The sequence below is a fragment of the Rhizobium sp. CB3171 genome, assembly GCF_029714265.1.
In the GTDB taxonomy this organism is placed as follows: domain Bacteria; phylum Pseudomonadota; class Alphaproteobacteria; order Rhizobiales; family Rhizobiaceae; genus Rhizobium.
The window spans coordinates 316,788-340,513 of the sequence record NZ_CP121652.1 but is presented as its reverse complement, the minus strand read 5'-3'; the positions used below and the strand labels follow the sequence as shown (position 1 = coordinate 340,513).

Below are 23,726 nucleotides of genomic sequence, written 5' to 3'. Positions count from 1 at the left end.
CTAGTGACGAATGCGTGGATTGATGAAGCCGTAGAGCAGGTCGACGGCGAGATTGACGAGCATGACAATGCCCGCGATCAGCAGCAGACCGCCCTGCACCACAGGATAATCGCGCTTGAAGACGGCGTCGATCATCCACTTGCCGATGCCCGGCCAGGAAAAGATGCTTTCCGTCAGGATGGCACCGCCGAGCAGCACGCCGACCTGCAGGCCGATGGTAGTGACGACCGGGATCATGGCGTTGCGCAGGGCATGCACGGAGACGACGCGCAGCGGCGCGAGGCCCTTGGAGCGCGCGGTGCGAACGTAATCCTCGCCCAGAACTTCGAGCATGGCCGAGCGCGTTTGCCGCGCGATGACGGCGAGCGGAATGGTGCCGAGCACGATGGTCGGCAGGATCAGCGAATTCAGAGCAGACCAGAAGGCGCCCTTTTGACCGGACAGGAGGCTGTCGATCAGCATGAAGCCGGTGATCGGCTTGAAGAAGTAGATGAGCCCGATGCGGCCCGAAACCGGCGTCCAATGCAGATAGCCGTTGAAGACGATGATCAGCAGCAGGCCCCACCAGAAGATCGGCATGGAATAGCCGACAAGGGCGACGCCCATCACGCTCTGATCGAACCATGTGCCGCGCTTGACGGCGGCGAAAACGCCGGCCGGAATGCCAAGACAGATCGCCAGGATCATGGCGCAGATCGACAGTTCCAGCGTTGCCGGGAAGAAGGTCAGGAAGTCGGTCAGCACATCGCGCTTGGTGGTGATCGAAGTGCCGAGATCACCGTGCAAAGCACTCCAGATATAGTGGCCGTATTGCACGACCAGCGGCTGGTCATAGCCGAGATCATGGGAGATCTGGGCGTGACGCTCCGGCGACATGACGCGCTCGCCTGACAACAGCATGACGGGATCGCCGGGAAGCAGGCGGATGAAAGAAAAGGCGACGATCGATACGCCGAGGAATGTCGGGATCAGCACTGCAAGGCGGCTGAAAAGAAATCGCAACATGGCAGATGTCCAAAGTTTTCCGGCGGTCAAGCATGTTGCCTGACCGCCGGTTTCACCCGGCTTTCGACCGGGTATTTCAGAGCGTGTCCGTTATTCGGCGATATCAACGCCATCGAAGCGGTGAACGCCGACCGGATCCTGCACGTAGCCGGAAACCTTGGAGCTCATCGGAATGAACTCTTCGGAATGGTCGATGGTCATCCACGGAGCTTCGCGCTTGAAGACGACCTGCGCCTGTTCGTAGAGCTTGGTGCGCTCCTTGACGTCGGCAGTCTGCTTGGCCTTCTTCACGAGATCGTCGAATTCCTTGTTGCACCACTGGGCACGGTTGTTACCGCCGACTGCGTCGCAGCCGAGCAGCGTGTCCAGGAAGTTGTCCGGATCGCCGTTGTCGCCGGTCCAGCCGAGGATGGCCGCGCCATCGCGGTCCTTGGCGGAGGAGAGCTTCAGGTACTGAGCCCAGTCATAGGTGACGATCTCGACCTTGACGCCGATCTTGCCGAGGTCAGCCTGCATCAGCTCGGCAGCGCGGCGAGCATTCAGCATGTAAGGACGCGAAACCGGCATCGCCCAGATTTTCATGCTGAGGTTCTTGACCCCAGCCTTTTCGAGCATCTTCTTGGCTTCTTCGGGGTTGTACGGATCGTCCTTGATGTCCTTGTTGTAGGACCACATGGTCGGCGGGATCGGGTTGGTGGCGACCGAGCCGGAACCCTGGAAGACGGCGTCGACGATCGCCCGCTTGTCGACGGCCATGTTCAGCGCCTTGCGCACTTCGGCCTTATCGAAGGGAGCGACCAGCGTGTTGTAGGCGAGATAGGAGACGTTCAGGCCCGGCTGTTCGAGAACCTTCAGGCTCTTGTCCGTCTGGAGATCCTTGATGTCGGCGGCGTTCGGATAAGGCATGATCTGGCATTCGCCGGACTTCAGCTTCTGCGCGCGAACCGATGCGTCCGGCGTGATCGCGAAGACGAGATCGTCGATCTTTTCCTTGCCCTTGAAGTAGGTTTCATTCGCCTTGTAGCGGATGACGGCATCAGGCTGATAGGCGACGAAGGTGAACGGACCAGTGCCGAGCGGCTGCTGGTTCATCTGTTCCATCTTCTTGTCGGCCTGCAGCTTGTCGCCGTATTCCTTCGACAGGACCGATGCGAAGTCCATGGCGAGGTCGGCGATGAACGGCGCTTCCGGACGGTTCAGGACGAACTTGACCGTGAGGTCATCAACCTTCTCGATCGACTTGATGAGCTTCGGGAAGCCCATGCCCGCAGCGTATTCATAGGAACCGCCGGCGACGTACTTGGCCCACGGGCTGTCTTCCTTGAGCTGACGCTCGAACGAGAAGACGACGTCGTCGGCATTGAGATCGCGCGTCGGGGTGAAGAAATCAGTGGTCTGGAACTTCACGCCCTTGCGGAGCTTGAAGGTGTATTCCTTACCGTCAGGGGAAACAGTCCAGCTTTCGGCGAGGCCCGGCTCAACCTCGGTGCTGCCGTGCTTGAACTCGACGAGGCGGCTGTAGACCGTACGCGAAGAGGCATCGAAGGTGGTGCCGGCGGTATAAATCCCCGGATCGAAACCTTCCGGCGACCCTTCCGAGCAATAGACAAGCGTTTTGGACCAGGCGGACGTCGCCATAACCGAAGTCAGGGCTGTCACTGCCAGCAGGACAGAGATCTTTTTCATGATATCGTTTCCCAGGTTTGTTATTCTTTTGAAGCCGTGGATCCCCATAGGTTCCTATCCGGATCGCGCCGATGGAACGCTATTTAATGTATGAAAGCAACACGCTCCGCCTAAAATTTTTCCAAATTTTGGAGTTTGGAAATTTTAAGCTAAAAATGGTCTGGGATTGGTAATAATCTGACGAAATCGCGCCCCTTTTTGACGCAATCTGGATAATTTTGCGCTTGCCTCTTCGAAAAATATTAAGATTGGCAGCGAATTCCCCTACCCTACAAACGAAAAATCCGCGGTCCGCTCGAAGCGGGCCGCGGATTGAAGAATTGCGCAAATTCAGGCGTCAGGCGGCCGGCGCCGCAATCGCCGGCTTCTTGGCGATCGCCCTATGATCGTTCTCGGTCAGACCGAGCAGGAAATTGATCTGCGGACGAGCCTTGACGAGATCGTCGATGGAATATTCCGTCAGCACGTCGAAGAAGGCATTGAGTGCCTTGCGCAGCGCCGAATTCAGGCCGCAGCTATCGACCAGCGGGCACTCCACGACACCTTCCTCGAAGCATTCCGCCATAGCGAAACTATCTTCGGTCACCTTGACGACGTCGAACAGGCTGATGTTGGCCGCCGGCTTGCCGAGACGCACGCCGCCATTGCGGCCACGCACGGTCTCGACGAGACCAGCCTTGGTGAGCGGCTGCAAAATCTTGAACAAAAACAGCTCGGAAACACCATAGGCTTTTGCGATTTCCGGGATGCGGCTCAAGTTGCCTTCATTGGCGGCGCAATACATGAGCATGCGCACTGCGTAGTTGGTCTGCTTGGTCAAGCGCATGCCGATCTCCTGGAATCAAGGCCGTATGGGACGGTTCGACTGGTATATAGTGCCTTTCGTAGTTTTGAACAATTCCAAAATATGAAAATCACATTCACGTTATTCTGATGGGGATATTCGTCGCCAGTCGTCTTACGGCAAATGCGTATCCGTCGCTCCCTGCCCCGCCCGCAGCTCCCTGGCGTAATCGAGGATAGCCTGCTTGCGTTCCGGCGTGCCGGGATGGGTCGACAGCATGCTGGTGCTGGAATGATCGTCGAGTTTGGTTTCCAGAATGTCGAAGAAGCGCGACAACGCTGTCGGGTCCATGCCCGCTTCCTGCATCAGCTCGACCGAACGGCGATCCGCCTGGGCTTCTGCCGAGCGGGAATAGGAAAGCGCCAATAGGCCACCGCCTTGGGTCAAAACATCCTGCACGCCGGAACCGACATCGCCGGTAATCAGCAAGACCAGACCGGCGACGCCAGCGGCGCGGTAAAGCTGGCGGAGGCTGTGCTTATATTCGACGTGGCCAATCTCGTGGCCGAGAACGGCGGTAATCATTTCCGTATCGCCGTCGGCAAGGTGCACCAACTCGTCCGTCAGGACCAGATTGCCGTCCGGCAACGCAAAAGCATTCGGGCCGATGACACCACCGTCGCGAAAATTCAGCTTATATCGCCCGACGCCGCCTTCCGCATGGGTGGCGATCTTTTCGAATTGATCGGTGATTTCCTTACGCTTGGCTTCCGGCAGCCTGCTCGCGCTGAGCGTTACCTGATCCAGCGTCTTCAACGTGCCCGCAGACATCATCTCCGGCACAACGGGCGGCGTCACCAGCACGGCGACCTCCACCAGCGCCGGCAAGGCGTAGTGGTAGATGGTCGATGCCAGCACGACCGTCGCAACGGCGAAAGCAATCATACGCGGGCGAACGATCTCCAGCCGATGCACGAAACCGCTGCGCCCTTCGCCGCGGCTTTGGAGATAGGCGTCGACGGCATCGTTATCGCGCGTTTCGAACACCGACTCGTTGCCGAAAACGATGCGTCGCGGAATGGAGCCGACACGCGGGCTGATTTCAATATCGGAACGGATGCCCCAGGCGAGGCGCTTGTCCTTCTCGTCATCCTCGTCCGAGAGCACGGTGAGCGAACCGCCGATATCAACCAGCCGGGCGGCAACCGCCCGGCTGGAATGGGGCGGATGCCAGGTGCCCGTGGCAATTGATGCCGGATCAGAAACCAAAGTCGAAACCGTCGACATCGAGATATTCCGCGCTGATGACGCCGCCGGTCGAGCGGATCTGGTCGAAGACGACGCCGATATCGCCGTCGACATGAATGGCGGTGTGCTCGGCCAGATAGCGTTGCAGGCGCACCGCCGCCCAGGGACGCATCAGGCCGAGGGTTGCAAATGTGACGATCACATTGGAGATCGCAATCCACGCATAGCGTCGACGACCGAGATCGCTTTTGAGTTGATGGCGATGATCGACCATTGCGGCCGACCAGATGATGTTGCGCACCGCCGCGCGATAGTAGACGCCGGCGATTATGTAAATCGGGATAATAAGCACAATCATCCAATGCCACAGGCTGATGCTACCCATTCCCCGACCCATCGAGTTGCCGCCGAAACCGGACGCGACAGCACTAAAAAGCCCCAAGATTACGATGCCCGCGATCACAATCGCGACTACGGTGACGAACGCCTCGTAGAGCGCGCCCAATCGCGGCTCGGTGGAGAACTGTCGATCGCCATAGCGCAGATTGTCGAAGATATATTTGTAGAACCACCGGCTTGCTACCGGAGACAGCAACCCAAGCGAGATTATCGTTACCAGAGCACCTAAAAAGATCGCCTTCAATGCGCCGCCATAGGTCCCGACGAAATCGAAGCGCACGTTGCGATAGCTCGTCACACGCGCATTGAACTTCAGGCCGCGCATGAGAAACCATGGGAATACCACCAGCATCACCGGCCAAATCGCCAGGACCGCCAGCGGTGCTACATGCGAAAGGATATTTAATGCGACGAGAAGGCCGAAGACGATCAGGCGGCCGATAAAGATCTGCTTGCCCTTGGCGTGATATTCGAATGTGTGCCCGAGCAGCGCGGTGTTGCCATAGAAATAACGGTTTCGCCGGACTTTCGCCCAGGCCGAATAGATGCCCAAGGTAATGATCGTCAGCAAAACATTGACGATCCAAATACCGAAATACTCAGCGGCACGGCCGGTGAACGATGCACGCTGGAAAACCCGGCTCTCCCCGATCGGATAGCTCTTTTCAACAACTGCCATGCTGAAATCTCCCTGCCCATTATTGCAGTATCGTCGGCTGCATCACGAGGCAAAAAATTCGCCTCATAGCTGCATTTGAGAGCAGGAAAATCAGCGGTAGGCAATGAGAAAATAGACGATCAGAACGGACAGCGCCGGCTCGCCGCAACTAGGGCCAGAACTGCGACTTCAATGCCACACCCAACGGCCCGCCTTCAGCTCACCGAAACCCAGACCGCCATCTCGCAGCCGCCAGGCTCGCGGAAGTGAAAGCGCCGGCCGCCGGGGAAGTCGAAGGCGGGCCGGGTGACGACGCCGCCGGCGAGTTCGACGGCGCGCTGTGCCGCTTCCAAATCCGTCGTGCGAACGACAGGGAGCGGCGCGTCGGTGGCCTCTGCCGCGTTGCCCTGAATGCCGGCGTCAATGCCGGCCGCTTCGATGGCGTGATAGGTCGGACCATAGCTGACGAAGCTCCATTCGAAAGCTTCCTCGAAAAAGCGCCGGGTCTTCAGCCCGTCGGTCGATGGAAATTCGAGATAGTCGATCTGATAGGTCACGGACATCGCTCCGTCCTCCGGTTGTTCTCGTTTTGTTCTAAAACAAAACGCACCATCCAGCAAGATGACTCAGCAGAAAATAACCGCAACAAAAAACCGCCGCCCAAATCTGCCTCAAATCGGCAATTGAGCGGCGGTTCGTATCAGGCGAGACCGGAGAAGCTTACTTCATCGTCGGCATGACGAATTCAGCGCCACCCTTGATGCCGGACGGCCAGCGGGCTGTGATCGTCTTAGTGCGGGTCCAGAACTTGATCGAATCCGTGCCGTGCTGGTTGAGGTCGCCGAAGCTGGAAGCCTTCCAGCCGCCGAAGGAGTGATAGGCGAGCGGAACCGGGATCGGAACGTTGATGCCGATCATGCCGATGTTGATGCGCGAGGCGAAATCGCGGGCGGCATCGCCGTCGCGGGTGTAGATCGCGACACCATTGCCATACTCGTGCTTCATCGGCAGATCGAGCGCTTCTTCGTAGTTCTTGGCGCGGACAACGGAGAGGACAGGCCCGAAGATTTCGGTCTTGTAGATATCCATCTCAGGCTTGACGTGGTCGAACAGCGTACCGCCAACGAAATAACCATCTTCATAGCCCTGCAGCTTGAAGCCGCGGCCATCGACGACGAGCTTGGCGCCTTCTTCGACACCGCGGTCGATGAGGCCGTTGACGCGGTTATACGCATCCTTAGTAACGAGCGGGCCCATATCGGCCTTGTCATCGGTGTAAGGCCCGATGCGCAGCGACTCGATCTTCGGCACCAGCTTTTCGACCAGGCGGTTGGCGGTCTCCTCGCCCACCGGAACGGCAACGGAGATCGCCATGCAGCGCTCGCCGGCCGAACCGTAACCAGCGCCCATCAGGGCGTTGACGGCCTGATCCATGTCGGCATCGGGCATGATGATCATATGGTTCTTGGCGCCGCCGAAGCATTGCGCGCGCTTGCCGTTCATCGCCGCCGTGCCGTAGACGTAGCGGGCGATCGGCGTGGAGCCGACGAAGGAAACGGCAGCAATATCCGGATCGGTCAGGATGGCGTCGACCGCACCCTTGTCGCCATTGACGACGTTGAGGATGCCGGCCGGCAGGCCTGCTTCGATCATCAGTTCGGCGAGGCGAAGCGGCACGGACGGATCGCGCTCAGACGGCTTCAGGATGAAGGCGTTGCCGCAGGCGATCGCTGGTGCAAACATCCACATCGGGATCATCGCCGGGAAATTGAACGGCGTGATGCCGGCGCCGACGCCGACTGGCTGGCGAATGGAATACATGTCGATCGCCGGGCCGGCGCCTTCGGTGAACTCACTCTTCTGCAGATGCGGAATGCCGCAGACGAATTCGCAAACTTCCAGGCCGCGGAGAACATCGCCCTTGGAGTCCTCAACGGTCTTGCCGTGCTCCTTGGAGAGCAAGGTCGCCAACTCGTCCATATGCTGGTTCAAAAGTTCGACGAACTTGAAGAAAACGCGGGCGCGGCGCTGCGGATTGGTGGCGGCCCATTTCGGCTGTGCGGCCTTGGCGTTTTCGACGGCAGCGCGCATTTCCTCGACGCTGGCGAGCGCGACCGTCGCCTGAACTTCGCCGGTTGCCGGATTGTAGACATTGCTCGTGCGGCCGCTGGTGCCGGCGACGTGCTTGCCGCCGATGAAATGACCGATCTCTTGCATGGATGTGCCTCCTCGTTTTCTGGAATGATGACAGGATCGCACTTCAATTTGCACAAATCAATGAGCTGTTATAAGCAACCGTTGTGCAGAAATTAAAGTCCTGGATGTGCATATGGATTGGGATGACGTCCGCATGTTCCTCGCGGTTGCCCGCACGGGACAAATCCTTGCGGCCTCGAAAAGGCTTGGGGTCAACCACGCGACGCTGTCGCGGCGGGTGACGACGCTGGAGGAACGGCTGAAGACGCGGCTGCTGGTGCGCCGCACCAACGGGTGCGACCTGACCTCCGAGGGCGAAATCTTCCTGCATGCGGCAGAGCGCATGGAAACCGAGATGCTGCGCGCCCAGGCGAGTGTCGGTCATCTCGACAGCGCCATCACCGGCACGGTGCGCATCGGCGCGCCCGACGGTTTCGGTGTCTCCTTCCTCGCACCCCGTCTGGGACGGCTGATTGCGCGCTATCCGGAACTGCGCATCCAATTGGTGCCGGTGCCCCGCTCCTTTTCGCTGTCGCAGCGCGAGGCGGATATCGCCATCACGCTGGAGCGTCCGGAACAAGGTCGCCTGATCTCGTCCAAGCTGACGGACTATACGCTCGGCCTTTATGCCTCGAAGGCCTATCTCGACCGTGCGGGCCTGCCCGACAGTGTCGAGGCGCTGAAATTGCACCCCCGCATCGGCTATGTCGAAGACCTGATCTTTACCGCATCGCTGAATTTTTCCGGCGAGATCATGCGGAGCTGGGATGCGTCATTCGAGATTTCTACCTCCATCGGCCAGACGGAGGCGGTACGTTCCGGCGCCGGCATCGGCATCCTGCACGACTATATCGCAAAGCAATATCCGGAGCTGACCCGCATCCTTCCCGATGTCTCCATCAAACGCGCCTATTGGACGACCTATCACGAAAGCGCCCGCGATCTGGTGCGGGTACGCACCGTCGCGGACTTTCTGCAGGAGCTGGTGAGCGAGGAAAGGCGTATGTTTTTCTGAAGCCGCGTCGGGCCTCTAAAGCTCGTCGCGATCTTTCAGATTCGCTCCCACGCTTTAGCTCCTTGTTTTTGCATGTCGTTCGCAAAACCGCCGCACACTTTTGCGCGACATGCATTAGGCGTGCTTCGGCGGCTCTTCGTTCTCATCGGGATTGGGAACGGGAAATTCATCCGGCAGCCTATCGGGATCCGGCTCCTCTATCGGCGGCTCCGGTGTCCAGCCGGGACCCGGCATCGGCGGCTTGTCGGGAATCGGCTCGCGTGGCACGGACATGGCCAGTTCCTTCCGTCTTGTTGCTGACATGAACAGAACGGCGGCGAGCTGGCACGGTTCCAAAGGAAATCCCGCCACTCATCAGGAAGGACGCGACCGGTCTCTCCGGCTCGGCCTGACTGCCGCTTCATTTGCGCATGGCGCCGGTTCGTGCATAAGTAGAGCGGTAGACTTTCGTTTTCATCCAGGCAGAGTCCGAGGGGCGCTTGATGTTGAAAGCCGGAGTATTCTTCGCGGCGCTTGCCGTCGGTCTCAGCGCATGCACGACCATTGATTTTTCTAAGCTCGCTCCGGCAACGCTGACCGGCAGCCTGTTCGTGATGTGGGTCGGAGAGGGAAATTCCAGCGGCGACGGCAAATTCGTTTTCGTGCCGGATCCCGCCGATCCCCTCACCTTTCGCCGCGCTGACAGCTCCCTGCCGGGCGCCGAGATCCAACCCGGCCTGATGTATACGGACGGCGGCTCCATCCCGAAGATCGCCCAGGTCTTCAAGGGCCTGTCGCCATGGGGATATGCCCCGGCCTACATGATCCACGACTGGATGTTCACGGCGCACCATTGCATCGTCGATGGCGAGAACGACAAACGGTTCGACCAAGTGGGCAACGTGTCGTTCAAGGATTCAGCGGAGATCCTCGGTGAAGCCATCCAAGGGATGGTGAAAGCGAACAAGGTTCAGCGCAACGATGTGGCCGGCACGGCCATCACCGCGGCGGTCGGCAGCAGCATTGCCGAGAACCTCTGGAACAAAAAGGAGGCCTGCGCCGCCTCCAAGGTCAGCGCCGAGGATGTCGCGGCAGTCGAAAAAGCCATCCCCGGCGCGGCCCGGCCTGCCGCCAGAAGGACATTCAGGGTTTCCCCCGAGACTCCCGCAATACCACCCCGCGGCCGCGCCACGATCGTATCCCGGATCACGTTCTAGGAACGGGGTGAGGCCGCGCTGGACAAGGGCGGGCCTTGGCCTAGTATTCTTGGAACGTCGAAGGAGCGAAGGTCATGAGCGAGAAGAAGAAGCCGAATCTGACCGAGAAGGAACGCAAGGAACAGGACGATTATCTCGAGGAGGCGCTTGAGGAGACTTTTCCGGCGAGCGATCCGATCTCACCGGGACATGTCGCAAAGAAACCTCAGGACAAGAAATAGCCTGCGGCTAATGTCCGGCTTCCTGCTTTCGTCCAATCAATGGGGAGAAATGGTACGGTTGGGGGGTCTCGAACCTCCGACCTCAGGTGCCACAAACCTGCGCTCTAACCAACTGAGCTACAACCGCACATGCTCGCGTCGCCGCGAACGGGGGTGACATACGAGGACTTTGAAATTATTTCAAGTCCTATCTCCCCGCAATATGAAAAAGCTGGGTATGACGTGTTTCCAAAGATCACATCGCATTCGGACGAATGCACCATGACCCTGAAATTAAAACGTCCCGCTTTCAGTGTTTCACCGAAAGCGAGACGTTCTGGTCTTGGGAGGCTTGGAAAGATTAAGCAACCTTGAAGGAGGACATGGCCTTTTCAGCGGCGTCCTTGGCCGGCTTTGCCAGCTTTTCGGCGACCTTCTTGGTGGTTTCCTGAATGGACTTGGCCTGCTCGACGGTTACTTCAGCCTGCTTGCGGATGAAGGAGGTCTGCAGTTCGAAGAGTTCGGCGACGGACTTGACGCGAAGCAGAGCTTCCATGTGCGCCAGCGAGCTTTCGGCATTGGTGCGCAGGACGTCGATGGTCTTGAGGCCGATTTCCACGGAGCCGGCCTGGGCGGTCTGCACAGTGGCTTCGAGGGTCTTGCCAGCGTCTTCGGCAGCCGTCTTCATCTTGGCGAAGGCTTCCTTGGACTGGGCAGCGCCTTTTTCCGCGAAGTCGCGGAAGGATTCAGAGAGCTTGGAAGGGTCGAATGCAGCCGTTGAAAAAACGTCGTCTTTCTTTACAGTAGCCATGATAGCGCTCCTATATGGGCCCTCCTCAGAGGCGCCCTTGGTGAATTGATTGAGCCCTATATAATATAAACTATTGTGCAGTGCAACATATTTTTTGCGATGCACAACACGTTAACCCTTCCAGTCAAAAACCTGGGCGTTCGCTGGACCTGAAACCGGGGCGCCGTTATTAATAAAGCGTTAAAGTAAGAGAGGCGATCACGCCCGCAAAACAGGTCGGAACATGCCCGCAATTCAGTACCCATTCATTGACATTGCCGTGCACCCCCGCGTTCGGGAGCGTTTTGCGCGCGGCGAAGCCATGGTGCTGTTTTCGACCGGCATGGATCGCGTGCTCTGGGCCAACGGCGCTGGCGCTAATCTTTTCGGCTACGATATCATCTATGATTTCCTCGACCAGGGACCGAAGGCCGGCGACGTCTCCTTCCGCCAGATCGAGGCGACGGCGCGCGGACTTGGCGCGGTCGGCGACCAGCGCACCTTCCTGATCCGCATGGCCTCCGGCTTCCAGCGCGCGGTCGTTAACGCCGCAGTCGAAATCATCCAGGTTCAGGCGGGCGAAGAGGCGATCCTGTTTTCCTCGCCGGTTTCCTCCAAGCCGCTGGCCGCGGCGGAAAGTGCGAAGCGGATGATCGACGGCTTCGACGACCCCGATACGCATATGGCCGTGATCGGCCGCGACGGGGAAATTATCGCCGCTTCCGCTCGCTTCGATGCGTTGGGCGTGACGCCGCAGACCGCAAGGATGTTGACGACCATGGCGGGCGCCCAGGCGGAACGGCTGATCAAGCGGCCGATCCCGACCGGCCACGGCTATCTACCCGCCGCCGTCGGCAAGCTGTCGGAAATCCCTGCCCTGCATCTGCTTTTCGTCGTCGAGACCGCAGCCGACAATCTCGATCCAACGGCAAGCCTCGTGGCTGACGCATCTGCCGCCTCAGCCACAGGCGGCGCGATCGAGCCGGAAGCGGAAGAGGCGCGGAAGGAACTCGAGACAGCCGCGGCTGACGAAACACCTATTACCGAGGCTGCGCCTGCCGAGCATGTGCCCTCCCCCGATGTCATCGATGCGGTGGCGGATATCGAGGAAGTCGAGCACACGCCGGAAATGTCTGGCGCCGACCATGAAGTGGTGCATGCGCACCCCGATGCCCTCGGTCAGGACATCGACGCGTTGGTGACGATGGACGGCGCGACGCCCGAACAGATCGAGGCGGCTGCGCATGCCGACGAGCTTGTCCCGGAGGCCGATGATGATCTGCTGCGCAGCGCCGGAGAAAGCCAAGCGGAGGACGCGGTGGCAGGCACTGAGCCGGTGGCGGCCGAGGCTGACGCTCCGGAAATCGACCAGTCGGAAGAGTTCACCTTCAAGCGCAGCGGCCGCGCTACGCGTTTCGTCTGGCGGATCGACGCCGAAGGCCGCTTCAGCGAAGTCTCGCGCGAGTTCGCCGAAGCCGTAGGGCCGCATGCCACGAAAGTAACCGGCGTTGCCTTCGCTGACATCGCCAGGCATTTCAATCTCGATCCGGACGGCAAGATCGCCGAGCTTCTGGCGCGGCGCGATACGTGGTCGGGCCGGACGATCTACTGGCCGGTGGAAAATACCAGCCTAGTGGTGCCGGTCGATCTGGCCGCATTGCCGACCTATACGCGCAGCCGCGAATTCGACGGCTTCCGAGGCTTCGGCGTCGTGCGCCTCTCCGATGCCATCGAAGATCCGATGAAGCTCGGCCTGACGCTGGACGGCGACGAAAAGCAGGCAGCGCCGACGCCGGGCTTGGCTGAAGAGCCAGCAGTGGAGACGGCTGCGCCGGCGATTGCCGAGGAAGCGCTGCAGGACGCGATGGAGGAAAATGTTGCCGCAGACGAGGAGACTGCTCGCGAAGCAGGATCCGGGGCAACGGAGGAGTTCTCCCCCCGGGATGAGGAGCCGCCGGCCCTGACGATCGCCGAGACGCCGAACCGCCGGGAATCCGACAAGATCATCCGATTGCACGAGCGCCGCGCACAGACGCCAGGCAGCTTGTCGCTGAGCGAACAGGCAGCCTTCCGCGAAATCGCCCGTCAACTCGACCCCTTCGGCAAACGTGCCGAGACATCAGGTGGTCAGCCTGAAAGCATGGAACAGTCCGAAGAGGTGGTAGACATCTCTCCGCAGCCGAATGCGGCGGATGAGGTTTTGTCCGATGCCGTCGAAGCGCCGGCCGACGACCATGCAGCCGAAGAGCGGCCGCATGCCGAAGATCAGCCGGAAAGCGACGAAACCGCACAATCCGAAGCGAACATGCCGGCGGCTACGGCCAAGACGGAAGAGGTTACTGGTTCCGACTTGCAGGAATCGAAAGCTGCCGGCGAGCCGAAAGGGGACGTCGATCCGCTGGAAGTCTTGAGCACCGCCATTCCGCCCCGCGTGAAAATGCGCGATGGGCTGTCGGCCGAGATCGTCGATCAACTGCCCCTCGCCATTCTCATCCATGCCGGCGACTGGCTGATCCACGGCACTCCGGAATTCCTGCGGCTGACCGGCTATGAAAGCCTCACGGACCTGGAGCATGTCGGCGGGCTGGATGCGCTGCTGCAGCGCCATGACCTCGAAGGCAAGGCCGAACGGCCGGGGACGATGATGGTAGTGCGCGCCGACGACACGCTCGTGCCCGTTACCGCGCGGCTGCAGTCAGTCCGTTGGGAAGACGGCACCGCTTTGATGCTGGCGCTGATGCCGCTCGAAAAGAGCGAAGCCCCCGCGCCCGAGCCCGTGCCGGAAGAAGCGCGACCGGAACGCATGGTCGAAAAACTCGCAAAGCTGCAGGTCGAAATCGAAGAGCTGCGTTCGACGCTGGAAACGGCAACGGATGGGGTCGTCATCATTGGGCAGGAGGGCGAGATCCGCTCGATGAACCGCTCGGCCAGCGCGCTCTTCAACTATGACGACCAGGAAACCCGCGGCAAACCATTCGTCATGCTCTTTGCGCATGAAAGCCAGAAGGCGGTGCTGGACTATCTTGGCGGCCTCTCCGGCCATGGCGTGGCAAGCGTGCTGAACGACGGGCGCGAAGTGATCGGCCGCGAGGCATCGGGCGGCTTCGTACCCCTGTTCATGACCATGGGGCGGTTGAATTCCTCGAACGGCTATTGCGCCGTCATCCGCGACATCACGCAATGGAAGCGCACCGAGGAAGAGTTGCGCAACGCCAAGCGCGCGGCAGAGACTGCAAATGCCCACAAGACCGATTTCCTCGCCCGCGTCAGCCATGAAATCCGCACGCCGCTCAACGCCATCATCGGCTTCTCCGACATGATGGCCGGCGAACGCTTCGGGCCAATCGGTCATTCCCGCTATATCGAATATGCCACCGATATCGGCCGCTCGGGTCGGCATGTGCTCGACATCGTCAACGATCTCCTGGACATTTCCAAGATCGAAGCCGGTGAGATGGACCTGGAATTTTCCTCGGTCGGCCTCAACGAAGCGATCGCCGAAGCCGTGTCGCTGGTGCAGCCGCAGGCCAACAGCCAGCGCGTCATCATCCGCACGGCGCTGTCGCAGTCCGTACCGAACGTCGTCGCCGACCTGCGTTCGATCAAGCAGATCGCGCTGAACATCCTGTCGAATGCCATCCGCTTCACGCCGTCGGGCGGCCAGATCGTCGTCTCAACGTCTTACGAGGGGAACGGCAGTGTCGTCATGCGCATCCGCGATACCGGCGTCGGCATGACCCGCAGCGAGTTGGAACAGGCGATGAAACCCTTCCGCCAGGTTTCGACCAATGCCCGCAAACGCGGCGACGGCACCGGCCTTGGCCTGCCGCTGACCAAGGCCATGGTCGATGCCAACAGGGCGACCTTCTCGATCAACTCGGCGCCGAATGAGGGCACGCTGGTCGAGATCACCTTCCCATCGCCGAGGGTGCTGGCGAACTGAGAGAGATCGCCCGCCCTCAAAACCAGAGATCGCGCACGCAGCGCCCTTTGGAAGGAAGGTCTTCAAACGTATCGAGCCCATCGAAATGATCGATCGGCAGGTCAGCGACGAGGTCCGGCGGCGCAAGCCGCAGGTTCACGGCGATACGTCGGCGGCCATCCTTTTGCAGCCGTAGGCCACGCCAGCTCAATACGCAGGCGCAGGACGGGCAGAACAATATTTCGAGAGAGGGATTGTCCCTGCCGGCGCGCGTGTAAGACGAAGTCCGTCCGGTGACGGAAATCCGCTCCCATTCATAGTCATAGGCCCATAGCGCGCCATAACGCCGACAGAGCGTGCAATTGCAGGCCGTGATCGAGCCTGGATCGCCCTCGAGCGTCCAGCCCGCCTCGCCACAGTGACATGAGCCGATCAGCATGTGTACGCCGCTCCATTCCGGTGCCTGTTCGAGGACGGCATTCTGCCTCCAATCAGCTCAACTCGCCAGAGCCAGCCCTCCGTAACGGCTGATTTCGCTTTCGATCTCCGCCACAAGGGTATCGAGCGCGGGATTTCTCACCTTGCGTCCGCGCCGCACCACATAGGCCAAGGCGGGGGGTGCCGGCAGGCCGTTGGTGACGATCTCCATGTCAGGCTGCAGGTGGCGGCCGTTCAGAAGCGCCACGCCCAAGCCTGAGGTAACGGCCGCAATAATCCCAGCCGCGCTCGCACATTCGAACACAGTTTCGAGAACCACGCCGCCATCCTGTCCGATGTCGAGCGCCCAGCGGCGATAGAAGCACTCATCGTCGAAGGACAGAAAAGGAACCGGCCCGTCTTGCGGCAGCGATAGATCAGGATGCTTGACCCAATGAAGCTGTTCCCGAAACAGAACGATATCGGTCGGGCGGACTTCATGCGCGAAAACCTGCACGATGGCGGCATCAAGCTCTCCCCGCTCCAGCATTCCCCGCAGGACCAAGCTCATGCGGACCTTGGTGCGAACAGAGACGTTCGGATGCAGGCGGCGAAATCGCCCCAATATGCGCGCGAGATCGGTGCAGGTGGTATCCTCGGTCAAGCCGAGGGCGACGCGGCCGGCGAGCGACGTCTTCGAGAGGCTCAAGAGCGCCTCGTCGTGCAGGCCGAGGATGCGTCCCGCATAGTCCAACAGATCCTCCCCGGCGGCGGTGAACATCGACGCTCCAGGCTTGCGGCTCAGCAGATCGCAATCGAGGCTCGTCTCGAGCCGCTTGATCTTATGGCTGACGGCGGATTGCGAGAGGCTCAGGGCCTCGGCCGCACGGGTGATGCCCCCGTGATGGCGGATCGCCCACAATGCGCGCAGCGCATCGATTTCCAAACGCCGGCTGGTGAACTCGGTCATGGCAAACTCGGCTTATATGATGATCTTGCAGAGAGAATGCATATTCCGGCGGTATTTGGCAAATATTCATTAGTTTTAAGATTGAGATGTCATGCCATGATCGATATTTGTCATGTGTAATCGGATGGGTCCTGACCTATGGCTGAGGGATAGGTGACATCCAACCGAGAGCCCAATGACCGACCAATCCCTGTCCCGGCCCCTACTGAACAACAGCCGCTTCCTTTGGCCCCTGATGGCTACGCTGCTGATCTTTAGCTGGAGTTCCGGCTTCGTCGGTATCCGCTATGCCAGCCAGGAAGCCAGCGTCATGTTGGTCCTGTTCTGGCGCACGCTTCTGTCGGGACTGGTCCTGCTACCCTTTGCCTTGGCGATCGGGCCGCGCATGCGGCTGCGTGCGATAGCGGAACAGATGCTGTTCGGCGTGATGTCGGTCTTCCTTTATCTGGGCGGCTTTGCACTGGCGATCGAACAGCGGGTGCCGACGGGGCTGGTGGCGCTGATCTCCGACCTCTTGCCGCTGGCGATTGCCGCCCTGTCGCAGCCTGTTTTGGGCGAGCGGCTGAGCGCGCGCCAATGGCTGGGAACGGCGATTGCGGTGGCGGGCGTATTGATCGTCTCGATAGACAGCCTCAGCTTCGGCGCGGCTCCAATCTGGGCCTATGGATTGACCGTCGGCTCGATGCTGGTCTTTGCCTTCGCATCGGTTCTGCACAAGCGGCGGCGGACCAAGCATATGCCCGTTCATCAAGGCCTTTGCATTCATACCCTTACGGCCTCGGTGCTCTTCGGCATCTGCGCCATGATGCAAGGCGATCTTGCGCCGCCGCTGACGCGCGGTTTCGCTATCGGCATGATATGGCTGGTGCTGATCGCAACCTTTGCCGCCTATTCGGTCTATTACACCAGCCTGCGCCTCTTCCCGGTCGCGCAGGTCAGCGCAGCCATCTATCTCAGCCCGCCCGTTACCATGTTCTGGGCCTGGGCCCTGTTCTCCGAACCGCTGACGACGGCGATGTTCGTAGGGTTGGCGGTGACGCTGGTGGGAGTCTGGATGACGTCGCGCAGTCCCTTAGCGGAAAAGGTCTGACCTATCATATTGCCAGAGGCAGACATTCTCTGCCTCTGCTCCACGCGCCACTATACTTTAGCGGTAGCAAACTTACTTTTGGTTGCCTTTCGTGGGATAGTTCCTCCGTGGAGACCGGCTATCCTGGTCGGTCGTTGGCGCATGAGGGGGCTCCAATGTCATCGACGGCAGCAGAAGCAGGCACAGGCGAGATTTCACCCAATCTGATAGTTGACGCGATGTTTGCGTGCCGAAAAACGGCCGCGATCAAGGCCGCCATAGAACTCGATCTTTTTACCTTGATCGGTGACGGCCGCAACGCTGCGTCGTTGGCAGCCGCGACGAATGCGGCCGAACGCGGTGTGCGCATTCTGTGCGACTATCTCGTTGTAAACGGCTTTCTGACTAAGAAAGGCGATCAATATGTTCTCACGCCATCCAGCCGCGTATTCCTCGACCGGCATTCGCCGGCCTATATGGGCTCAGCCATCGAGTTCATCGCCGCGCCGGAAATCCTCAAGCAGGTGCTGGACGACCCGACCTCCTATGTCCGCAACGGCGGGTCCGTTGGATTGGCAAATATGTCGCCGGACAATCCCGTGTGGGTGAAGTTTGCCCGCGGCATGGGTTCATTCACCGGCAGCAGCGCAGTCAGCCTCGCAGCGGAAATGGCCAACCTACGGATATCGCCGAAGAAGATTCTGGACATCGCCGCAGGACATGGGCGTTTCGGGATCGAGATGGCGAAGACTTTTCCTTCAGCCCAGATTGTCGCGGTGGATTGGAGTTCAGTTCTGGAATTGGCTAAATATAATGCGCGACAATTTGGTGTCGCAGAGCGCTACAAGGTCGTTCCCGGCAGCGCATTCGAGGTCGATTGGGGCACGGACTACGATCTGATCCTGCTTCCGAACTTCCTTCATCACTTCGACATAGAAACCTGCGCCGAATTGCTCAGAAAGGTCCGGGCCAGCCTGAGTCGCGACGGCAAGGTGGTCGGGGTGGAATTCGTGCCCAACGACGATCTTGTCTCGCCTCCCTTCCCAGCCGCTTTCTCATGGGAAATGCTCGCCAGCACGCCAAAGGGCGAGGCCTACACGCAGAAGGATCTAGCCGAAATGGCAAGGCGCGCCGGTTTTCAAGACGCCAGGGTCAAACCACTGCCACCATCACCGGCGAGCTTGATCTTTTTCGAGTAACGACGCTTTGGATGGCGATCTCCTCTTGCCGGGATATATGGGGATGGCGACAAGGGGACTGTTCTTCCTTCGATGCCATCCGCCGAAGGTCGAGTATTCGATTACTGAGGAAGGTCGCCTCCTCGCTCCAGTCCGATGAGTTTGCGAGATTGGGAGGATGGATGGATGACGCGACGCAACCTGGTTACTAAGCCGGCGCTTACTTCACGCCGGCCCGGGATGCAACAGACGGGCTTGCTACTTGAGGTGCTCTCGCAGTCCGGAGTTGATTTGGTCCAGCGCAGCCTTCGTCGTAGGCTGGTCGCGCAAAGCGTTCAGCAATACGAAGTCGTGGATTGTGCCGTTGTAACGCGTGGCAGTGACTGGCACACCAGCATCCGCGAGTTTTCGTGCATAGGCCTCACCCTCGTCGCGGAGCGGATCGTTTTCGGCGGTGATCACCAATGCCGGAGGCAAACCCTTCAACTGTTCGACAGAGGCACGAAGCGGTGCCGCATAGGGATTGCCCCGGGTCTTTTCGTCGGGAGCATAGATGTTCCAGCCAAATTCCATGAACTCGCGGGAAAGAAACCGTCCTGTTGCGAATTCTCCATAGGAGTTTGTGTCGAAATTCGTATCCACCGCAGGGATAAGCAGTGCTTGATAGCGGAAGCTGGGGCCACCCCGATCCTTCGCCATAATTGTCAGGGCCGCGGACATGTCGCCTCCGACAGAGTTGCCCGCCACTGCCATCCGAGATCCGTCGACGCCGATTTCATCGCCGTGCGCAGCGACCCACTTGGCAGCCGCATAGCTCTCCTCGATCTGGGTTGGGAAAACGGCATCCGGAATCGGCGTGTATTCTACAAACACCACGGCCGAACCCGAGCCGACGGCGATATCTCGGACGAGCCGCTTGTGGTTTTCAAAGTCGCCGGCGATCCACACGCCGCCGTGAACGAAAAGAACCACCGGAGGCCGGCCTTTCACGTGGTCAGGCTTGACGACATACAGCTTCACGTTCCGTCCGTCTTGCGAAATGGTCTTTTCGGAAACCGCTATCCCGGAAACATCGACCTGTGTCTGCTTTTGCAAGCCAGTCAGCACCGCGCGGACCTGGGGGCCAGGCAATGTCCAGAACGGGCTTGCATTCTTGTTGAGCTCCCCGACAAAGGTACGGACAACGGGTGCCAGGCGATGATCGGTGGCGGCGTCTTGAGCAAAAGTGGTTTGGGTCATGATGCTAACTCCAGCGATAACAGTGGTGAGTTTCAGAACATGCGTAGCGAAAGTCTTCACATAAGATGGTGCGCGGGAACCGACGGTTTCCGGATCGGAACAGGTAGGATTGGCTCTCGGGATCATGGTGTTTCTCCTCTTGGTCGACGCCGTTGTGGCGTGATCGATTAATAGACAGACAGGTCTGTATATGTCAAGCGAAGGATCAATTTTTTATTTCGCCAGGGCACTCGCCGGAGCTGTTGCGTCCGGCATGCTTCTCCGATATAGAAAGACAGGTCTGTCTTATATTGGATAACACGATGACAAAACCTTCAAAGCGCGACGAGCTTGTCGACACCGCCCTGCGCCTGTTCTACACGCGGGGCTTCCATGCCACTGGCATCGACACGATTCTCGCGGAGGCGGGGGTTGCCAAGATGACTCTCTACAAGCACTTCCGCTCTAAAGACGAACTCGTCCTGGCGGCGCTTCATCGACGCGATGAGCTATTTCGGACATGGCTGGTTGGCTCGATCGAACAGGCAAGCGATAGGCCACGCGAGCGACTTCTTGCGCTTTTCGATGCACTCGATGACTGGTTCGGCGAGCGCGCACTGAATGCTCTGGGTTTTCATGGCTGTGCTTTTGTGAAAGCAGCAGGAGAATATGATTCACCTGACCATCCGGTGCACCGGGCTTCGGCCGAGCATAAACAACTGATCGTCGACTATCTGACCGAGCTCGCGGCAGCAGCCGGCGCTGTCGATCCAAAGGCTCTTGCTGAGGAGCTCTCACTGCTGAAAGAAGGCGCGATCGTTACAGCTCAGGTGCGGAATATGCCAAACGCGGCACAGCCCGCGAAAAATATCGCAAAGATACTAATCGACGCTGCTTGTGAAGCGCCTATTCAATGACTTCATATGTCGCAATTTCTGATCGATGGCCAACGTTGAACGGGACTTGAATTTATGCGCCGTCCTTGGTGGCTGCATTGGGCCGCAACCAGACATCTTCAAGCTTCGAAGCTGCCCGGCCAAATCGAGCACTGCACCATCACAGGAACCGGTCTGCGACCTAACTGCACTTTTCCAGAATCTCATCCACGACGCGTTCAATCGGCGCAGTGGCATCGATGACGATACCACCTTTCGGGATATCTTCTTTCGTTGCGTGCAATCGCCTAATAAATTGCCGTTCGGCAGGTCTTCCGCCCCACTCGGTTTCCGGCCTCTCGGCAAGGCGTTGGATCAGCGTCTCCAGATCGACCTCGAGAATGAAAACCCGGTCGAACAAAGCAATGAAGCTGGAGAAATTCCGGGAGCCGCCGCAGAAGAATGACGCAGCATGGCTTTGATCGGCCACCAGCGCTTTCACCTTATCTACGCTCCAAATATGGTGCTGATGGGCAAGGCCATCCACGGGTTGTCCCGTCTTTGGATCACCCTGATAAGCCAACTCAGTATCACCATTGATGGCATGGAAACCGCGCCGCCGCAGTTCATGGCAGACGGACGTCTTTCCGGTGCCGGAAACACCTTCGATCAAATAGTTTCTGATGCCCATCCCATTGCTCTTTCGCAGAAAAACCCCTCACCGCGAAGTTGGGGGAACCCTACGGCAAGTCGGTCGCCTAAGGTGGGACGGCGCGTGCATGGCTGTCGCGGCGACGTACCTTCGGCAGCGACGGGCGCCGCGCTGACGTTGAGCGCGGCGGCGGGATTACTCCCCGCGCGCCTTCGCAGCCTTGCGCTTGGCCCTCGAATTGGGCTTGCCTGCTGCCGGGCCGGCGTCTTTCTTGACGAAATTCGGTTTGCCAGGCTTCTTTGCCCAAGGCTTCTTGTCCGGACGTTCGGAAACACTGCCCTCGCCGGCCTGCGCCCGTTCCGGCTTGCGGTCGGACTTCCATTTCGGCTTGGCGGCGTCGTTCGGGCGGACACCCTTATCCGAGAAGGGCTTCTTCTTGCCGTAGGTTCCTTCCCGCTTGGCCTGCGAAAAATCCGGTACGCCGGCCAGCGGCTTGACGCGGATGCCGCGCTCCAGGCTCTTGTCCGGGCCGATGGTCGACAGGAAGCGTTCGGCGCCTTCTTGCGAAAACTCGACGAAGGTTTCTTCCGGCATCATCTTGATCGCGCCGATGTCGCGCTTGGTGAGGCCGCCGTTGCGGCAAAGCATTGGGATCAGCCAGCGCGGCTCGGCATTTTGCTTGCGGCCGACCGAAAGCGACACCCAGACGCCGTCGGTAAAGTCGTTGCGCCCCGCGGACGGCCCGTCGTGGTGAGTAACGGGGAAATCGTCGTGGCGTGGCTTTCTGCGCTCGCCTTCGGCAGGCACGTCCTGCAACTCCTCAGGCGCGGAGTGGCCGGTTCGATATTGCCGCAGGAATGCAGCGGCGACCTGCTCGGCGCCATGGCGCTCCAGCAACTGCCGCACGATGGACTGCTCGTCTTCGGCAAGGGGGGCCGCGAATACCGGATCGGCGAGAAGACGTTCATCGTCACGCTGGCTCACTTCGTCAGCCGACGGCGGCTTTGCCCAGGTGGCGCGGATGCGTGCGGCTTCCAGCAGGCGTTCGGTGCGACGGCGGGCACTCAGCGGCACGATGAGGGCGCTGACGCCCTTGCGGCCGGCGCGGCCGGTGCGACCGCTGCGGTGCAGCAGCGTTTCCGGGTTGGTCGGCAGGTCGGCATGAACCACCAGCTCCAGGCCCGGCAGATCGATGCCACGGGCGGCGACGTCCGTTGCGATGCAGACACGGGCGCGGCCGTCGCGCATGGCCTGCAGCGCATGCGTCCGCTCGCTCTGGCTGAGCTCACCCGACAGGGCAACGACGGAGAAGCCTCTGTTGTTGAAACGTGCCGTCAGATGGTTGACGGCCGCACGCGTCGAGCAAAAGACGATGGCGTTCTGCGCTTCGTAATAGCGCAGAACGTTGATGATCGCATTTTCCCTGTCGCTCGGAACGACCGTCAGGGCGCGATAGTCGATATCGACATGCTGCTTGGCTTCCGAGGCGGTGGCGATGCGCACGGCGTCGCGCTGGTAGTTTTCGGCGAGCTTTGCGATCGAGCGCGGCACGGTTGCCGAAAACATCAATGTCCGCCGCTCGGCCGGCGCCGTTTCCAGGATGAATTCGAGGTCTTCACGAAAGCCGAGATCAAGCATCTCGTCGGCCTCGTCCAGCACCACGGCCTTGAGCTCGGAGATATCAAGCGAATTACGGCGGATATGGTCGCAAAGACGGCCCGGAGTGCCGACGACGATGTGCGCGCCGCGTTCCAGCGCCCGCTTCTCGGTGCGCATATCCATGCCGCCGACGCAGGAGGCAATGGTCGCGCCGGTCAGTTCATACAGCCATTCCAGCTCGCGCTGCACCTGCAGCGCCAGTTCGCGGGTCGGCGCGATCGCCAATGCCAGCGGCGTGCCGGCGGGGCCGAAGCGCTCGGCACCCTCCAGCAGGCTCGGCGCCAGGGCCAGGCCAAAGGCAACCGTCTTGCCGGAGCCCGTCTGGGCCGAAACCAGTGCGTCCTTGCCGGCCAGGCCGGGATCGAGCATGGCCTTCTGTACCGGCGTCAGCGCTTCGTAACCGCGCTTTGCCAAAGCCTGGGCGATCGCAGGAACGATGCCTTCGAATTCAGTCATTATCCGTGTCTTTCGGAATTCTTCGCGCGCCAGCCGGCGCGGATCATCGTGGCCCGCACGTCGCAGGCCTCTTCTTCAGGCGTGCACATACTTGGTCGGCAGGCCATTGTACAGAGCGGGCGCGTATTTGTGC

General features: G+C 59.9%; 21 protein-coding genes and 1 tRNA gene. 7 read left to right on the top strand and 15 right to left on the bottom strand.

The window, feature by feature from the left end; translation table 11 throughout:
* The 7 genes from QA648_RS01630 to QA648_RS01600 all read right to left on the bottom strand — a co-directional run bounded on the left by QA648_RS01630 (position 1) and on the right by QA648_RS01600 (position 7,997).
* On the bottom strand, positions 1 to 1,005 hold the full coding sequence (locus QA648_RS01630) for an ABC transporter permease subunit (RefSeq protein WP_283049220.1): 1,005 nt from the start codon (positions 1,003 to 1,005) through the stop codon (positions 1 to 3).
* 90 nt (positions 1,006 to 1,095) lie between these two features.
* The gene (locus QA648_RS01625; protein ID WP_104824990.1) at positions 1,096 to 2,691 is read right to left on the bottom strand and encodes an ABC transporter substrate-binding protein; all 1,596 of its coding nucleotides are present in this window, start codon (positions 2,689 to 2,691) and stop codon (positions 1,096 to 1,098) included.
* Positions 2,692 to 3,028: 337 nt separating this feature from the next.
* Positions 3,029 to 3,517: an iron-responsive transcriptional regulator RirA gene (gene rirA, locus QA648_RS01620; protein WP_104822066.1), complete on the bottom strand. Its 489-nt coding sequence runs from the start codon at positions 3,515 to 3,517 to the stop codon at positions 3,029 to 3,031.
* Positions 3,518 to 3,649: 132 nt separating this feature from the next.
* Positions 3,650 to 4,762 carry a M48 family metallopeptidase gene (locus tag QA648_RS01615; RefSeq protein ID WP_283049217.1) on the bottom strand — a complete coding sequence of 371 codons (1,113 nt, stop codon included), beginning with the start codon at positions 4,760 to 4,762 and terminating at the stop codon, positions 3,650 to 3,652.
* Positions 4,734 to 5,801, bottom strand: coding sequence for a YjgN family protein (locus QA648_RS01610; protein WP_283049215.1), 1,068 nt, complete (start codon positions 5,799 to 5,801; stop codon positions 4,734 to 4,736). The genes QA648_RS01615 and QA648_RS01610 overlap by 29 nt, the downstream gene beginning before the upstream one ends.
* 194 nt (positions 5,802 to 5,995) lie before the next feature.
* Positions 5,996 to 6,343 (bottom strand): VOC family protein, encoded by a 348-nt coding sequence (locus QA648_RS01605; RefSeq protein WP_104822063.1) that lies wholly within the window; start codon positions 6,341 to 6,343, stop codon positions 5,996 to 5,998.
* 157 nt (positions 6,344 to 6,500) lie between these two features.
* Positions 6,501 to 7,997, bottom strand: coding sequence for a CoA-acylating methylmalonate-semialdehyde dehydrogenase (locus QA648_RS01600; RefSeq protein ID WP_260303356.1), 1,497 nt, complete (start codon positions 7,995 to 7,997; stop codon positions 6,501 to 6,503).
* A 112-nt stretch (positions 7,998 to 8,109) separates the two neighbouring features.
* Between QA648_RS01600 and QA648_RS01595 the strand changes: the two genes are divergently transcribed.
* Complete coding sequence (locus tag QA648_RS01595; RefSeq protein ID WP_283049209.1) at positions 8,110 to 8,991, top strand: LysR family transcriptional regulator; 882 nt, start codon at positions 8,110 to 8,112, stop codon at positions 8,989 to 8,991.
* Positions 8,992 to 9,105: 114 nt separating this feature from the next.
* Here QA648_RS01595 and QA648_RS01590 read toward each other — a convergent pair whose 3' ends face one another.
* A complete protein-coding gene (locus QA648_RS01590; protein ID WP_199773519.1) occupies positions 9,106 to 9,264 on the bottom strand; it encodes a hypothetical protein in 159 nt (52 codons plus the stop codon).
* Positions 9,265 to 9,473: 209 nt separating this feature from the next.
* On the opposite strand from QA648_RS01590, the gene QA648_RS01585 reads away from it, so the two are divergent.
* Complete coding sequence (locus QA648_RS01585; RefSeq protein ID WP_283049207.1) at positions 9,474 to 10,187, top strand: hypothetical protein; 714 nt, start codon at positions 9,474 to 9,476, stop codon at positions 10,185 to 10,187.
* 74 nt (positions 10,188 to 10,261) lie between these two features.
* Positions 10,262 to 10,408 carry a hypothetical protein gene (locus QA648_RS01580; protein ID WP_199773518.1) on the top strand — a complete coding sequence of 49 codons (147 nt, stop codon included), beginning with the start codon at positions 10,262 to 10,264 and terminating at the stop codon, positions 10,406 to 10,408.
* A gap of 50 nt (positions 10,409 to 10,458) precedes the next feature.
* Here QA648_RS01580 and QA648_RS01575 read toward each other — a convergent pair.
* Together QA648_RS01575 and QA648_RS01570 are read right to left on the bottom strand one after the other, a co-directional pair.
* Positions 10,459 to 10,535: transfer RNA gene (locus QA648_RS01575), tRNA-His, on the bottom strand.
* A 213-nt stretch (positions 10,536 to 10,748) separates the two neighbouring features.
* On the bottom strand, positions 10,749 to 11,198 hold the full coding sequence (locus tag QA648_RS01570) for a phasin (RefSeq protein WP_283049204.1): 450 nt from the start codon (positions 11,196 to 11,198) through the stop codon (positions 10,749 to 10,751).
* Positions 11,199 to 11,421: 223 nt separating this feature from the next.
* On the opposite strand from QA648_RS01570, the gene QA648_RS01565 reads away from it, so the two are divergent.
* A complete protein-coding gene (locus QA648_RS01565; protein ID WP_283049203.1) occupies positions 11,422 to 15,120 on the top strand; it encodes an ATP-binding protein in 3,699 nt (1,232 codons plus the stop codon).
* A gap of 16 nt (positions 15,121 to 15,136) precedes the next feature.
* On the opposite strand, the gene QA648_RS01560 is transcribed toward QA648_RS01565, so the two are convergent.
* Together QA648_RS01560 and QA648_RS01555 are read right to left on the bottom strand one after the other, a co-directional pair.
* Positions 15,137 to 15,538 (bottom strand): GFA family protein, encoded by a 402-nt coding sequence (locus tag QA648_RS01560; protein ID WP_283049202.1) that lies wholly within the window; start codon positions 15,536 to 15,538, stop codon positions 15,137 to 15,139.
* 57 nt (positions 15,539 to 15,595) lie between these two features.
* Positions 15,596 to 16,486 (bottom strand): LysR family transcriptional regulator, encoded by an 891-nt coding sequence (locus QA648_RS01555; protein WP_104822056.1) that lies wholly within the window; start codon positions 16,484 to 16,486, stop codon positions 15,596 to 15,598.
* A 175-nt stretch (positions 16,487 to 16,661) separates the two neighbouring features.
* Here QA648_RS01555 and QA648_RS01550 point away from each other — a divergent pair, with 175 nt between their 5' ends.
* Together QA648_RS01550 and QA648_RS01545 are read left to right on the top strand one after the other, a co-directional pair.
* On the top strand, positions 16,662 to 17,576 hold the full coding sequence (locus QA648_RS01550; protein WP_104822055.1) for a DMT family transporter: 915 nt from the start codon (positions 16,662 to 16,664) through the stop codon (positions 17,574 to 17,576).
* 155 nt (positions 17,577 to 17,731) lie between these two features.
* Positions 17,732 to 18,754 (top strand): class I SAM-dependent methyltransferase, encoded by a 1,023-nt coding sequence (locus QA648_RS01545; protein WP_283049201.1) that lies wholly within the window; start codon positions 17,732 to 17,734, stop codon positions 18,752 to 18,754.
* A 237-nt stretch (positions 18,755 to 18,991) separates the two neighbouring features.
* On the opposite strand, the gene QA648_RS01540 is transcribed toward QA648_RS01545, so the two are convergent.
* Positions 18,992 to 19,972 carry an alpha/beta hydrolase gene (locus QA648_RS01540; RefSeq protein ID WP_283049199.1) on the bottom strand — a complete coding sequence of 327 codons (981 nt, stop codon included), beginning with the start codon at positions 19,970 to 19,972 and terminating at the stop codon, positions 18,992 to 18,994.
* A gap of 302 nt (positions 19,973 to 20,274) precedes the next feature.
* Here QA648_RS01540 and QA648_RS01535 point away from each other — a divergent pair, with 302 nt between their 5' ends.
* Positions 20,275 to 20,868, top strand: coding sequence for a TetR/AcrR family transcriptional regulator (locus QA648_RS01535; RefSeq protein ID WP_283049197.1), 594 nt, complete (start codon positions 20,275 to 20,277; stop codon positions 20,866 to 20,868).
* Between the two features lie 160 nt (positions 20,869 to 21,028).
* On the opposite strand, the gene QA648_RS01530 is transcribed toward QA648_RS01535, so the two are convergent.
* Together QA648_RS01530 and QA648_RS01525 are read right to left on the bottom strand one after the other, a co-directional pair.
* Positions 21,029 to 21,517, bottom strand: a complete 489-nt coding sequence (locus QA648_RS01530) for an AAA family ATPase (protein WP_283049195.1) — start codon at positions 21,515 to 21,517, stop codon at positions 21,029 to 21,031.
* A 156-nt stretch (positions 21,518 to 21,673) separates the two neighbouring features.
* Positions 21,674 to 23,593, bottom strand: a complete 1,920-nt coding sequence (locus QA648_RS01525) for a DEAD/DEAH box helicase (RefSeq protein ID WP_283049193.1) — start codon at positions 23,591 to 23,593, stop codon at positions 21,674 to 21,676.
* Between the last annotated feature and the right edge of the window lie 133 nt (positions 23,594 to 23,726).

Bases quoted from the DNA above. Each gene is read 5' to 3' on its own strand.
- QA648_RS01630 (WP_283049220.1), bottom strand. From the start codon at position 1,005: ATGTTGCGATTTCTTTTCAGCCGCCTTGCAGTGCTGATCCCGACATTC.
- QA648_RS01625 (WP_104824990.1), bottom strand. From the start codon at position 2,691: ATGAAAAAGATCTCTGTCCTGCTGGCAGTGACAGCCCTGACTTCGGTT.
- rirA (WP_104822066.1), bottom strand. From the start codon at position 3,517: ATGCGCTTGACCAAGCAGACCAACTACGCAGTGCGCATGCTCATGTAT.
- QA648_RS01615 (WP_283049217.1), bottom strand. From the start codon at position 4,762: ATGTCGACGGTTTCGACTTTGGTTTCTGATCCGGCATCAATTGCCACG.
- QA648_RS01610 (WP_283049215.1), bottom strand. From the start codon at position 5,801: ATGGCAGTTGTTGAAAAGAGCTATCCGATCGGGGAGAGCCGGGTTTTC.
- QA648_RS01605 (WP_104822063.1), bottom strand. From the start codon at position 6,343: ATGTCCGTGACCTATCAGATCGACTATCTCGAATTTCCATCGACCGAC.
- QA648_RS01600 (WP_260303356.1), bottom strand. From the start codon at position 7,997: ATGCAAGAGATCGGTCATTTCATCGGCGGCAAGCACGTCGCCGGCACC.
- QA648_RS01595 (WP_283049209.1), top strand. From the start codon at position 8,110: ATGGATTGGGATGACGTCCGCATGTTCCTCGCGGTTGCCCGCACGGGA.
- QA648_RS01590 (WP_199773519.1), bottom strand. From the start codon at position 9,264: ATGTCCGTGCCACGCGAGCCGATTCCCGACAAGCCGCCGATGCCGGGT.
- QA648_RS01585 (WP_283049207.1), top strand. From the start codon at position 9,474: ATGTTGAAAGCCGGAGTATTCTTCGCGGCGCTTGCCGTCGGTCTCAGC.
- QA648_RS01580 (WP_199773518.1), top strand. From the start codon at position 10,262: ATGAGCGAGAAGAAGAAGCCGAATCTGACCGAGAAGGAACGCAAGGAA.
- QA648_RS01570 (WP_283049204.1), bottom strand. From the start codon at position 11,198: ATGGCTACTGTAAAGAAAGACGACGTTTTTTCAACGGCTGCATTCGAC.
- QA648_RS01565 (WP_283049203.1), top strand. From the start codon at position 11,422: ATGCCCGCAATTCAGTACCCATTCATTGACATTGCCGTGCACCCCCGC.
- QA648_RS01560 (WP_283049202.1), bottom strand. From the start codon at position 15,538: ATGCTGATCGGCTCATGTCACTGTGGCGAGGCGGGCTGGACGCTCGAG.
- QA648_RS01555 (WP_104822056.1), bottom strand. From the start codon at position 16,486: ATGACCGAGTTCACCAGCCGGCGTTTGGAAATCGATGCGCTGCGCGCA.
- QA648_RS01550 (WP_104822055.1), top strand. From the start codon at position 16,662: ATGACCGACCAATCCCTGTCCCGGCCCCTACTGAACAACAGCCGCTTC.
- QA648_RS01545 (WP_283049201.1), top strand. From the start codon at position 17,732: ATGTCATCGACGGCAGCAGAAGCAGGCACAGGCGAGATTTCACCCAAT.
- QA648_RS01540 (WP_283049199.1), bottom strand. From the start codon at position 19,972: ATGACCCAAACCACTTTTGCTCAAGACGCCGCCACCGATCATCGCCTG.
- QA648_RS01535 (WP_283049197.1), top strand. From the start codon at position 20,275: ATGACAAAACCTTCAAAGCGCGACGAGCTTGTCGACACCGCCCTGCGC.
- QA648_RS01530 (WP_283049195.1), bottom strand. From the start codon at position 21,517: ATGGGCATCAGAAACTATTTGATCGAAGGTGTTTCCGGCACCGGAAAG.
- QA648_RS01525 (WP_283049193.1), bottom strand. From the start codon at position 23,593: ATGACTGAATTCGAAGGCATCGTTCCTGCGATCGCCCAGGCTTTGGCA.